Source organism: Pseudomonas sp. NBRC 111132 (assembly GCF_001320565.1).
GTDB lineage: Bacteria > Pseudomonadota > Gammaproteobacteria > Pseudomonadales > Pseudomonadaceae > Aquipseudomonas > Aquipseudomonas putida_P.
The window spans coordinates 20,608-33,199 of sequence record NZ_BCBI01000004.1 but is presented as its reverse complement, the minus strand read 5'-3'; the positions used below and the strand labels follow the sequence as shown (position 1 = coordinate 33,199).

The following is a 12,592-nucleotide window of genomic DNA, read 5'->3' as shown; positions in this document are numbered from 1 at the left end:
GGGTAACGAGATGTCCAAGTTCTTCATCAAACGGCCGAACTTCGCCTGGGTCGTGGCGCTGTTCATTTCCCTGGCGGGGTTGCTGGTCATACCTACGCTGCCGGTGGCCCAGTACCCTAACGTAGCGCCACCACAAATCACCATCACCGCTACCTACCCAGGGGCTTCGGCCAAGGTGCTGGTGGACTCGGTTACCAGCATCATCGAAGAGTCGCTCAACGGCGCCAAGAACCTGCTGTATTTCGAGTCGACCAACAACTCCAACGGCATGGCCGAAGTGGTGGTCACCTTCGAGCCGGGTACCGACCCGGAACTGGCCCAGGTGGATGTGCAGAACCGCCTGAAAAAGGCCGAAGCACGCATGCCGCAGGCGGTGATCACCCAAGGCATCCAGGTCGAGCAGACCAGTGCCGGCTTCCTGCTGATCTACGCCCTCAGCTACAAGGAGGGCGCAGGCCAGGCCGATACCACGGCGCTGGGCGACTACGCCGCGCGCAACATCAACAATGAGCTGCGCCGGGTCCCGGGCGTGGGCAAGTTGCAGTTCTTCTCGTCGGAAGCCGCCATGCGCGTGTGGGTCGACCCACAGAAACTGGTGGGCTATGGGCTGTCGATCGATGACGTGAGCAATGCCATCCGTGGGCAGAACGTGCAGGTGCCGGCCGGCAGCTTCGGCAGCGCGCCGGGCAGCAGCCAGCAGGAGCTGACTGCCACCCTGGCGGTGCAAGGCACCCTGGACGACCCTCAGGCGTTCGGCCGAGTGGTACTGCGCGCCAACCCGGACGGTTCGCTGGTGCGCCTGGCCGATGTCGCCCGCCTGGAAGTGGGCATGGAAAGCTACAACTTTTCTTCGCGCCTGAATGGCAAACCTGCGGTGGCCGGTGCGGTGCAGCTGGCGCCGGGCGCCAATGCGCTGAAAACTGCCGATCTGGTCAAGGAGCGCCTGGCCGAGCTGAGCGCGTTCTTCCCCGAGGGCGTCGAGTACTCGGTGCCCTATGACACCTCGCGTTTTGTCGACGTGGCCATCGAAAAGGTCATTCACACCCTGCTCGAAGCCATGGTGCTGGTATTCCTGGTGATGTTCCTGTTCCTGCAGAACATCCGCTACACGCTGATCCCGTCGATCGTGGTACCGGTGTGCCTGCTGGGCACGTTGATGGTGATGAAGCTGCTGGGCTTCTCGGTGAACATGATGACCATGTTCGGCATGGTGCTGGCGATCGGCATCCTGGTCGACGACGCCATCGTGGTGGTGGAAAACGTCGAGCGGATCATGGCCGAGGAAGGGCTGTCGCCTGTCGACGCCACCATCAAGGCAATGGGCCAGGTGTCCGGCGCGATCATCGGCATCACCCTGGTACTGTCGGCCGTGTTCATGCCACTGGCGTTCATGTCGGGTTCGGTGGGGGTGATCTACCAGCAGTTTTCGCTGTCGCTGGCGGTGTCGATCCTGTTCTCGGGCTTCCTCGCGCTTACCTTTACCCCGGCCCTGTGCGCCACGATGCTCAAGCCGGTGGCCCCTGGGCACCATGAAAAGCGCGGCTTCTTCGGCGCTTTCAACCGTGGCTTTGCGCGGCTGACCGAGCGCTACTCGGTGATGAACAACGCCCTGGTGCGCCGTGCCGGCCGCTACATGCTGCTGTATGCCGGTATTCTGGCGATGCTCGGCTATTTCTACCTGCGCCTGCCGGAATCCTTCGTACCGGTGGAAGACCAGGGCTATGCGATCGTTGACGTGCAGCTGCCGCCGGGCGCCAGCCGCGTGCGTACCGACGCCACCGGGCAGGCCCTGGAGCAGTTCCTGATGTCCCGCGAGGCGCTGGCCTCGGCATTCCTGGTCAGCGGCTTCAGCTTCTCGGGCATGGGCGAGAACGCCGCGTTGGCATTCCCTACCTACAAAGACTGGTCGGTACGTAGCGCCGAGCAATCGGTGGATGCCGAAACCCAGGCGATCAATGCGCAATTTGCCAGCCATGGCGATGGCACGATCATGGCGGTCAACCCGCCGCCGATCGATGGCCTGGGCAACGCCGGTGGCTTCGCCCTGCGCCTGCTCGACCGTGGCGGCCTGGGCCGTGAGGCCTTGCTGGCGGCACGCGACAAGATCCTGGGCGAGGCCAACGGCAACCCAGTCATCCTTTACGCGATGATGGAAGGGTTGGCAGAAGCGCCGCAGTTGCGGGTCGACATCGATCGGGAAAAGGCCCGTGCCCTTGGCGTGCCCTTCGAAACCATCAACAGCACCCTGGCCACCGCCTTTGGCTCGGCAGTGATCAACGACTTCACCAACGCTGGCCGGCAACAACGGGTGGTGGTGCAGGCAGAGCAGGGCGAGCGCATGACCCCGGAAAGCGTGCTGCGCCTGTACGCGCCGAACGTCGATGGCCAGCAGGTGCCGTTCAGCAGCTTCGTCACCACCCGTTGGGAAGAAGGGCCGGTACAGATCGTGCGTTACAACGGCTACCCGTCGATCCGCATTTCCGGTGATGCCGCGCCGGGCTACAGCACCGGCCAGGCGATGGCCGAAATGGAGCGCCTGGTCAGTGAACTGCCGCCGGGGATCGGCTACGCCTGGACGGGGCTTTCTTACCAGGAGAAGGTCTCCAGCGGCCAGGCCAGCAGCCTGTTCGCCCTGGCCATCCTGGTGGTGTTCCTGCTGCTGGTGGCGTTGTACGAAAGCTGGGCGATCCCGCTGACGGTGATGCTCATCGTGCCGATCGGTGCGTTGGGCGCGGTGCTGGCGGTGATGGTCACCGGCATGCCCAACGATGTGTACTTCAAGGTTGGCCTGATCACCATCATCGGCTTGGCGGCGAAGAACGCCATCCTCATCGTCGAGTTCGCCAAGGAGCTGTGGGAGAAAGGCTATAGCCTGCGTGACGCTGCGATCGAAGCCGCGCGCCTGCGCTTTCGGCCGATCGTGATGACTTCGATGGCGTTCATCCTCGGCGTGGTACCCCTGGCGATCGCCAGCGGTGCCGGTGCTGCCAGCCAGCGGGCGATTGGTACCGGGGTGATCGGCGGCATGCTCAGCGCCACGTTGCTGGGCGTGCTGTTCGTGCCGATCTGTTTTGTCTGGGTGCTGTCGCTGCTCAAGCGCAAGCCAGCGCCGCAGGCCCAACCTGCCGAGGTGCTGGAGTGATGGCCATGCGTAATCTGTTCGTGCCGATTGCCATGGCTTTGCTGGCCAGCGGCTGCTCCCTGGCACCGACCTACCAGCGCCCCGAGGCGCCGGTGGCGAACCAGTGGAGCGACGCCACCAGCCACGCAGGGCTGCAGGCGGACAAGCTGGACTGGCAAGCCTTTATCGTCGACCCGACGTTGCGCCAGTTGGTGAACACGGCGCTGGACGACAACCGCTCGCTGCGCCAGACGCTGCTGGACATCGACCAGGCACGGGCGCAGTTCCGCATCCAGCGCGCGGACCGTGTGCCGGGGCTGAGCGCTGGTGCTTCCGGTAATCGACAGCACCAGCCTGCCGGGCTGTCCAGTGATGGCCGCGAGGGCGTCGCCAGCACCTATCAGGTTGGCCTTTCGTTGCCTGAGTACGAGGTCGACCTGTTCGGTCGGGTGAAAAGCCTGAGCGATGCAGCGCTGGAGCAATACTTGGCCACGGAGGAGGCTGGCCGTGCGGCGCGCATCGCCTTGATCGCCGAGGTGAGCCAGGCCTACCTGACCCTGGACGGTAGCGAGCGGCGCCTGGCGTTGATCCGGCAGACCCTGGCCAGCCGCGAGCGCTCGCTGGCGCTGATCGACCAACGCCGCGCCGCCGGGACCGCCACGGCGCTGGACCACCAGGAAGCGCTCGGCCTGGTCGAGCAAGCGCGCGCCGAGCAAGAAAGCAACCTGCGCCAGCGCCAGCAGGCCTACAACGCCTTGGTGTTGCTGGTAGGCAATAGTGAGGCGGCCCAGGCTCTACCGGTCGAACGCCAGGCAGAACCCAGCGTGCTGCAGGACATTACCCCCGGTGCCCCGTCGGCGCTGCTTGAACGGCGCCCGGACATCCTTGCTGCCGAGCACCGCTTGCGGGCGCGCAATGCCGATATCGGCGCGGCGCGAGCGGCGTTCTTCCCGCGTATCAGCCTGACCGGCAGCTTGGGTACGTCGAGTACGCAGGTGTCTGGTTTGTTCGAGGGCGGTTCGCGTAGCTGGAGCTTCATGCCCCAGGTGTCGCTGCCCATATTCGATGCTGGGCGCAATCAGGCTGGGCTGAGCCTGGCCGAGGCGCGCAAGGATTCGGCGGTGGCAGCTTATGAAGGGGCGATCCAGCAGGCGTTCCGCGAAGTAGCGGATGCCCTGGCGGCCACCGATACCCTGCGCCGTGAGGAAGTCGCGCGGCGGGCCCTGGCCGATACCAGCCGCGCCACCTTGACCCTGGCCAAGGCGCGCTATGAGGGTGGGATCGACAGCCACCTGCGTTACCTGGATGCGCAGCGTAGCGATTTTGTGAATGAAGCGGCGTACATCGAGGCGAGTACACAACGGCAGCTTGCGCTGGTGGACCTGTTCCGCGCCTTGGGCGGCGGCTGGCCGGCTCGCGGCTGAAAAAGGCTCCTTTGGTTGGATGATCCAACCGCTTTGGCCCTTGGGACTTGTGCCCAGGGGCCTTTTTTTGCGCGTAGGCCAATGGCCTCAACCCCTGGCCAGCGCCCCCTGCAGGAACAATTGCTCCAAGGCTTGCGCCGAATTGGCACTGGCTGCGCGCCCGCGCCGCTCGGCGTCGACCATGGCGTAGATCTGGGTGATGAACACTTCGGTAAACACCGCTGCGCTGATGTCGATGCGCAACACGCCCATCTGTTGCGCACGCAGGAAAAACGCATCCATCGCCCGGGTATAGGTCAACCAGCGGCGGTCTTCACTGTCGCCGAGCAATGTATCGGGGCGGTACTGAAACATCAGAAACACCAGCATTTCGCGGTGCTTGAGGTGTTCGGCAATCAGGTGACGCACCGCTTCCAAGGGGGCAGCGGTGTGCAAGGCGGCATTTGCAATCACCTGGTTGAGCACTTGCTCGCCGTGGTTTTCGAGCATGGCCACCAGGTTGTCGCGGGTGCCGCAGAAGCGGTGCAGGGTAGCTTTGCTGACGCCGGCGGTCTCGGCCAGTTCCTTGAGCGTGGCGCGCGGGTGGACCACGATGGCGTGGGCCAGGGCCTTGAGCAGGCGTTCATCGTGGGGAGTGGGGGTCATCGGCATGCCTCGCGTGGGGTCGCAGGGCAATTATTGTGCAGAAAATGAGGCATGGATCAAGCTTTAAGGTCTCATATGAGACTTTTTTGTGTCTTGGCTGGCCGCCCCGCCGCACAGGGCTACTCCCACAGGGTGCAGGAGCAGCTTTGTGCGGCGAAAGGGCCGTTACCGGCTAACGATCAATGCGCCCCGCGCGGAATCGTCTTCAACAGGTCTTCCGGGCTGATATGCCCCACCACCTGCGCCACCGCGCTACCTGGGGTCGGCAGGTCGATGATGTGGTTTTTCATCTTGCCGATCACATGCATCTCGCACGGCTTGCAGTCGAACTTCAGGGTCAGCACTTCGTCACCCTGAATCAGCTGCATCGGTGCCACCTTGGTGCGCACACCGGTTACGCCTTTGGCCTGCTTGGGGCACAAATTGAAGGAGAAGCGCAGGCAGTGCTTGGTGATCATCACCGGTACTTCGCCGTGTTCTTCATGGGCCTCGTAGGCCGCGTCGATCAGTTGCACGCCGTGGCGGTGGTAGAAATCGCGCGCCTTCTGGTTGTACACGTTGGCCAGGAACGAAAGGTGCGACTCGGGGTATACCGGCGGCGGCGTGGTCTCGGCCTTGCGCCCGCCGCGCGGGTGCGCCTGCACGCGTGCTTCGGTCAGTGCCTCGATGGCTTCGCGGCGCAGAGCCTTGAGCTGTGAGTTGGGGATGAAGTACGCCTGCGGGGCATCCAGCTGGATGCTGTCGGCATGGTACATCGTGGTACCCAGTTGGCCGAGCAGGTCGTGCAGTTGTTCCAGCGCCTGCTGCGGCTTGTTGGCTGCGCCGAACGGGCCGTCCAGGGCTACCTGCACGCTCACACCTTCTTCACTGCCAAGGGTAAGCATCAGGCGCTGCTCGCGCAGTACTGCGTGCCATTCCACACCGACCCGGCGCTCGGAGGAGGTGCGTTGCAGGGCTTGCTGCCAGTTGTGGTCGAGGTTGCGCGACAGCGGGTGGTTGGGCCGCAGCTTGTACAGGCCTTCGGGCATTTCGTTGGGTTCGACGCGGTAGCGGTAGCGCTTGCTACCGTCTTCCTCGAACTCGCCACGGGGTTCGGCGATGTTGGCGCGAAAGCCCACCACTTCGCGTTTGACCAGCACATTGAGGCCGTCGCCGTTGGTCAGCGGTACGTCGGTGACCACTTGCATGTCACGCTTGCCGACCTTTTCCACCACACCCACCGGCAGGCCGGTGAAGGTTGGCGAGTCGAAGGCGCCGATATCGACCTTGCGGTCGGTGACGAAGTAGTCGGTGCTGCCACGGTGGAACGTTTTGTCAGGGTCGGGCAGGAAGAAGTGCTGGGTCCGGCCGCTGGACGCACGGGCGTATTCCGGGCGGCCTTCAAGAATGGCGTCGAGCTCTTTGCGGTAGTGGGCGGTGATGTTCTTCACATAGCCCATGTCCTTGTAGCGGCCCTCGATCTTGAACGAACGCACGCCGGCATCCACCAGGTCGGCCAGGTTGGCGGTCTGGTTGTTGTCCTTCATCGACAGCAGGTGCTTCTCGAACGCCACCACGCGGCCCTGGTCATCTTTAAGGGTGTAGGGCAGGCGGCAGGCTTGCGAGCAGTCGCCACGGTTGGCACTGCGGCCGGTCTGCGCATGGGAAATGTTGCATTGGCCGGAAAACGCTACGCACAGCGCGCCGTGGATGAAGAACTCGATGGCGGCATCGGTTTCAGCGGCGATGGCGCGGATCTGCTGCAGGTTCAGCTCACGGGCCAGTACCAGCTGCGAGAAACCGGCCTGGTCGAGGAACTTGGCCCGCTCCAGGGTACGGATGTCGGTCTGGGTACTGGCGTGCAGCTCGATGGGCGGAATGTCCAGCTCCATCACCCCCAGGTCCTGCACGATCAGTGCGTCGACGCCGGCGTCGTACAGCTGATGGATCAGCTTGCGCGCCGGTTCCAGCTCGTTGTCGTGGAGGATGGTGTTGATCGTGGTGAACACGCGTGCATGGTAGCGACGGGCGAACTCGACCAGTTCGGCAATATCGCTGACGTCGTTGCAGGCGTTATGGCGCGCGCCGAAGCTTGGGCCGCCGATATAGATGGCGTCAGCGCCGTGCAGGATCGCTTCACGGGCGATGGCCACGTCACGGGCAGGGCTGAGCAGTTCCAGGTGATTCTTTGGAAGAGACATGTCGTTATATTTTCGGGCTGTCACGGTTTAGGCGGGCATTGTAGCGGTGAAACGGGTTGGCGGCATCATCGGGGTGCCGGGAGGTGCAGGGTAAGGTGGGAGCGAGGACCGCTCCCACAAGCGCCGATCAGCGCTTGGCGGCCATTGCGGTCACTTCGACGCGCATGCCTTCGAATGCCAGCGAGGCCACACCCACGGCGGCACGCACCGGCCAGGGCTTGCTGAAGAAGCGCTGGTACACCTCGTTGAACGCGGCGCGGTCGGCCATGTCGGTGAGGTAGATGGTCAGGTGCAGCACGCGGTCCATGCCGCTGCCGGCTTTCTCCAGCGCCACTTTCAGCGCCTGCAGGGTGCATTCGCTCTGCTCGACAATGCCGCCCAGCTCCAGGCTGCCATCGGCGTGGGTCGGGATCTGCGTGGTGACCAGCACGCCGTTGTACTCGGCGACATCGGACGAAATCGATTCGGCGTCCGGGTCCGGGGTGTAGATGATGTCTGCATGTGCCATGGTGTGTTTTGCCTTGCTACGGAAGGAAAACGGCAAGCCTACGCGAGCGCACCAGCCCGGTCGAGGGTGCCCCGGTGTTTGAAATACGCGGCGTTCACCGTCAGAATCGCGGCCGATTGCAAAACCAGGGGTTTACGTTGAACGAACAGACTTTGTCCAGGCGCCTGGAGCGCGTGGCCGCTCATGTGCCGCAGGGCGCGCGCCTGGCCGACATCGGCTCGGACCACGGCTACCTGCCAGTGGCCTTGATGCTGCGTGGCGTGCTCGAGGCCGCCGTGGCGGGTGAAGTGGCCGAGACGCCGTTCGCTTCGGCCCAGCGCAATGTGCGCAGAAACGGCCTGCAGGAGCGGGTAACCGTGCGCCTGGCCAATGGCCTGGCAGCGATCGAGCCGCAAGACCGCATCTCGGTGGTGAGCATCTGCGGCATGGGCGGCGACACCATGTGCGAGATTCTCGAGGCCGGCAAGCAGTGTCTGGGCGGCGTCACGCGTCTGGTACTGCAGCCCAATGGCGGTGAGCGCGAGCTGCGCCAGTGGTTGGCGGGCAATGGTTACCAGATCGTCTGCGAAGAGCTGCTGCGGGAAAACCGCTTCGACTACGAAATCATCGTCGCCGAGCCGGGCAGGGTGGTGTATAGCGCAGAACAGCTGTACTTCGGCCCGGTACTGATGCAGGAAAAAAGCGAAGCGTTTCGGGTCAAGTGGCAGCGGATGCTGCGGCAGAAGCAGCAGACCCTGGCCAATTTCCAGCGGGCCCGTGACGCGGTGCCACAGGCGAAAATCGACGACTTCAATCAGCAGGTGGGTTGGATCACCCAGCTACTGGCCTGATTCACTGCTGCGAGCAGTTGCCCATTTCCCGGTAGTCGACTTCGCGCTTCTGGCCCTGGTGGTCGACGTACACCATGTGTGCGGTGCCCACCTGGCAGTCGGCGGCGTTGCTGGCCGGGGTGATGGAGATGACCTTGGCCACGTCCAGCGGCATGCCGTATTCATAGGTGTTGCTCACGGGCTGGTTGCTGGCCGTATCAGCGAAGGCACCGAACGAAGCCAGGGCAGCGGCAACGGCAAACACAGCGATCGAACGTTTCATGGCAGGCTCCTTTTTCAATGTATGACTAATGATGTATTCATTGGTCATCCACAATAAATGGGCTAACTCGTGATAGATTCCTGCCTGTAACGCAAGAATAAGACTGAACAAGGAGCACACCCTCATGGACATGCTGCATGCCATGCGTACCTTCGCTCGTGTGGTGGAATGTGGCAGCTTCGCTGCAGCCGCCAATGCCCTGGATATTTCCGCAGCACAGGTTTCGCGCATCGTCGCGGAGCTTGAGAACCAGCTGCAGACCCGCCTGTTGCACCGCACCACCCGGCGCCTGCGCATGAGCGAGGCGGGCGAACGGTTTCTGGAGCGTGCGCGGCAGATCATGCTGCTGACCGAAGAGGCGGTGGGCGAGGCCCGAGGTGCGCACCTCACGCCGCGTGGCCATCTGCGCCTGCATTGCCCGCACGGCCTGGGCCTGTTGTTGATGCCGCTGGTGGCCGGCTACAACGCGCTGTGCCCGGAAGTGGTAATCGAATTGACCCTGTCCCAGCGCAACCCAGACCCGCTGGCCGAAGGGCATGACGTGGTGATCACCGTGGACGGTGCGCTGCCGGATTCGCAGTTGATAGCCGTGCCGCTGGGCAACATCTTCAGTATCCCTTGTGCGGCACCCAGCTACCTGAACCGGCATGGCGTGCCCGAGCGCCCCGAGGACCTGCATGCGCACCGCTGCCTACGCATGGCTTACCCGATGTATGAAGGCGACTGGGTATTCCCCCAGGGTGTGGACCAGTGCGTGATCACACCGAGCGACAACTTCTCCACCAACGTGGCCGACGCCATGCTGGTGGCCAGTGAGTTGGGCATGGGGATTGGCCTGCTGCCGTTCTATACGGCCAGCCAGGCGATCGAGCAGGGGCGTTTGTGCCGGCTGCTGGCGCCGTACCGGCTGCGGGAAAGTGCGCTGTATGCGATGTACCCGTCACGGCATTACCTGGATGCCAAGGTGCGGACCTGGATCGACTACCTCAAGGAGCAACTGCCGGCGTTGTTCGAGGGGCATGCCAAAGTGGTGGATGATTCGAGGTATTGGCGCTGAAATACTGATCTGCTTTCTTGTAGGAGCGGCCTTGCGTCGCGATTGGGCCGTAAAGCGGCCCCAGCAATTTCGGCGTGTGACGCAGATTGTGGGGCCGCGTTGCGGCCCAATCGCGACACAAGGCCGCTCCTACAGGCCGCCGTATTACAGGGGATAGTGCTTCAGCTCGCGCGCAATCAGCATGCGCTGGATCTCGCTCGACCCCTCATAGATCTGGGTAATCCGCGCATCCCGGTAATAGCGCTCCACCGGGTAATCTTCCAGGTAGCCATAGCCACCATGCACCTGGATCGCCATCGAACACACCCGCTCGGCCATTTCCGAAGCGAACAGCTTGGCCTGTGACGCTTCCGAAAGGCACGGCTTGCCGGCGCTGCGCAGGCGCGCGGCATGCAGGATCAGCAAACGTGCGGCGTTCACCTGTACCTGCATGTCGGCCAGCAGGTTGGCGATGCTCTGGTGTTCGTTGATCGGCTTGCCGAACTGCACGCGGTCACGTGAGTAGACCAGCGCGGCCTCGAATGCAGCGCGGGCAATGCCCAAAGCCTGGGCGGCAATGCCGATACGGCCGCCTTCGAGGTTGGACAGGGCAATGGCCAGCCCCTTTCCACGCTCACCCAGCAGGTTGGCGGCAGGGATGCGGCAGTTGTCGAAGGTGACCGCGCAGGTGTCGGAAGCGCGGATACCCATCTTGTGCTCGCTGCGGTCAACCTTGAACCCAGGGTTGTCGGTGGGCACCAAAAACGCCGACAGGCCTTTCTTGCCCAGCTCCGGGTCGGTCACTGCGAAAACGATGGCCAAACCGGCACGGCGGGCGTTGCTGACGAACTGCTTGGCGCCGTTGATCACCCACTGGCCATCCACCAGCTCGGCGCGGGTGCGCAGGTTGTGCGCTTCGGAGCCGGCCTGCGGCTCGGTCAGGCAGAAGCAACCGATCACCTCGCCGCTGGCCAGCCGTGGCAGCCATTGCTGTTGCTGTTCAGCCGTGCCATAGGCCAGCAGCGGGCCGCAGCCTACCGAGTTGTGGATGCTCATCATTGCCCCGGTGGCGCCGCAGCCGGCGGCGATCTCTTCCACGGCCAGGGCGTAGGCCACGTAGTCGGTGTAACTGCCGCCGAAGTCCTCTGGCACCACCATGCCCAGCAGGCCCAGTTCGCCCATTTTGCGCACCACGCCATCATCGATCCAGCCGGCCTTTTCCCAGGCCTGGGCATGCGGGGCGATTTCGCCACGGGCAAAGTCCCGGGCCATGTCGCGGATCATGACTTGTTCTTCGCTCAGTTCCAGGTCTTGCATCTGTGTACTCCCGGGCTCACAGGCCTTCGAAGAATTGGTCGACCCGCTGGCGCTGCAGCGCGGCCAGGGTCGGCGGGTTCCAGCGGGGCTGCTTGTCCTTGTCGATGATCAGGGCACGCACGCCTTCTATGATGTCGCCATGCTGGAACCACTGGCGGTCCAGGTGCAGCTCCATGGCAAAGCAGTCGTCAAGGCCCAACTGGCGGCCCCGGCGCAGCATCTCCAGGGTAACCGCCATGGCCAGGGGGGAGCGGGTTTCCAGCTGGTCGGCGGTGGCCACCGCCCAGGCGTGGCTGTCGCCAATGCTCACCGCGCGCAGTTGTTCGACAATGGCAGGCAGGTCGGGCAGGGCGAAGAAGTGGTCGATGACCGGGCGCAGTTTTTCCAGTGGTGCATCGCCCAGCACCTGGGTGCCGAGCTTGGCCAGCAGGTTTTGCAGGTCTTTGAGCGGGGTGTCGCCAAACGTCAGCTGGTCCAGGCCCTGGTCGAGGGCGGCGAGCTGGTCGCTGGCCAGGTACCAGTCGGCCAGGCCGCAGTACAGGGCGTCGGCTGCCTGGACCTGGGCGCCGCTGACACCCAGGTAGATGCCCAGCTCGCCGGGGATGCGCGACAGGAAATAGCTGCCGCCGACATCAGGGAAGTAGCCGATACCGACTTCGGGCATGCCCAGGCGGCTACGTTCGGTCACCACGCGCAGGTCGCAGCCCTGGGCCAGGCCCATGCCGCCACCGAGGGTGAAACCGTCCATCAATACCAGTATCGGCTTGCGGTAGCGGTGGATGACCAGGTCGAGGGCGTATTCCTCGACGAAGAAGGTTTCATGCAGCGTGTCGCCGGCTTTGAAACTGTCGTGCAGCGAGCGGATATCGCCACCGGCACAGAACCCCTTGGGGCCTTCGCCGCGCAGCACCACGGCATGCACATGCGGGTCTTCGGCCCACTGGTCCAGGTGCTGGCGCAGGCTGCGTACCATGTCCAGGGTCAGGGCATTGAGGCCGGCAGGGCGGTTCAGGGTCAGGTGACCGATCTGGTTGCGGACTTCGGCCAGGATAGTGTCGGTTGCCGAGGCATTAGCGTGCGCAGTCATTGCGTTCTCCCTGCTTTGTTATTGATTTTCCAAGTGAAGTCTGGAGTTCGCTGGAGGATCTGAGGATCCTGTCATGCGAATTTGCCTTGCACAATCGACAATTATGCAGGGGCATCGTGCATTTTTGCTGTGAGCCAGTCATCGGGCTGGGCGATTCATTAACCTGACCGTAACGAACATGC

At 63.6% G+C, this 12,592-nt stretch carries 10 protein-coding genes; 4 read left to right on the top strand and 6 right to left on the bottom strand.

From position 1 onward, the window contains the following. Positions 1–10 precede the first annotated feature (10 nt). A complete protein-coding gene (locus tag APH35_RS03005; protein WP_060494047.1) occupies positions 11–3,142 on the top strand; it encodes an efflux RND transporter permease subunit in 3,132 nt (1,043 codons plus the stop codon). Further along, positions 3,142–4,545: an efflux transporter outer membrane subunit gene (locus APH35_RS03000; RefSeq protein WP_177335345.1), complete on the top strand. Its 1,404-nt coding sequence runs from the start codon at positions 3,142–3,144 to the stop codon at positions 4,543–4,545. Before APH35_RS03005 ends, APH35_RS03000 begins: the two co-directional genes overlap by 1 nt. Positions 4,546–4,632: 87 nt before the next feature. On the opposite strand, the gene APH35_RS02995 is transcribed toward APH35_RS03000, so the two are convergent. The 3 genes from APH35_RS02995 to APH35_RS02985 all read right to left on the bottom strand — a co-directional run bounded on the left by APH35_RS02995 (position 4,633) and on the right by APH35_RS02985 (position 7,878). Next, positions 4,633–5,190, bottom strand: coding sequence for a TetR/AcrR family transcriptional regulator (locus tag APH35_RS02995; protein ID WP_012272073.1), 558 nt, complete (start codon positions 5,188–5,190; stop codon positions 4,633–4,635). A 179-nt stretch (positions 5,191–5,369) separates the two neighbouring features. Next, on the bottom strand, positions 5,370–7,370 hold the full coding sequence (locus APH35_RS02990; protein WP_060494046.1) for a peptidase U32 family protein: 2,001 nt from the start codon (positions 7,368–7,370) through the stop codon (positions 5,370–5,372). 127 nt (positions 7,371–7,497) lie between these two features. Beyond that, positions 7,498–7,878, bottom strand: a complete 381-nt coding sequence (locus APH35_RS02985; RefSeq protein ID WP_004577524.1) for a RidA family protein — start codon at positions 7,876–7,878, stop codon at positions 7,498–7,500. A gap of 137 nt (positions 7,879–8,015) precedes the next feature. On the opposite strand from APH35_RS02985, the gene APH35_RS02980 reads away from it, so the two are divergent. Then, entirely contained in the window at positions 8,016–8,708 is a 693-nt protein-coding gene (locus APH35_RS02980; RefSeq protein ID WP_041166481.1) for a tRNA (adenine(22)-N(1))-methyltransferase, read from the top strand. 1 nt (position 8,709) lies between these two features. Here APH35_RS02980 and APH35_RS02975 read toward each other — a convergent pair whose 3' ends face one another. After that, a complete protein-coding gene (locus APH35_RS02975) occupies positions 8,710–8,970 on the bottom strand; it encodes a DUF2790 domain-containing protein (protein ID WP_012272076.1) in 261 nt (86 codons plus the stop codon). Between the two features lie 124 nt (positions 8,971–9,094). Here APH35_RS02975 and APH35_RS02970 point away from each other — a divergent pair, with 124 nt between their 5' ends. Beyond that, positions 9,095–10,027: a LysR family transcriptional regulator gene (locus tag APH35_RS02970; RefSeq protein ID WP_012272077.1), complete on the top strand. Its 933-nt coding sequence runs from the start codon at positions 9,095–9,097 to the stop codon at positions 10,025–10,027. 144 nt (positions 10,028–10,171) lie between these two features. On the opposite strand, the gene APH35_RS02965 is transcribed toward APH35_RS02970, so the two are convergent. After that, positions 10,172–11,323, bottom strand: coding sequence for an acyl-CoA dehydrogenase family protein (locus APH35_RS02965; RefSeq protein WP_012272078.1), 1,152 nt, complete (start codon positions 11,321–11,323; stop codon positions 10,172–10,174). A gap of 16 nt (positions 11,324–11,339) precedes the next feature. Continuing rightward, entirely contained in the window at positions 11,340–12,410 is a 1,071-nt protein-coding gene (locus tag APH35_RS02960) for an enoyl-CoA hydratase/isomerase family protein (protein WP_012272079.1), read from the bottom strand. Positions 12,411–12,592 lie beyond the last annotated feature (182 nt).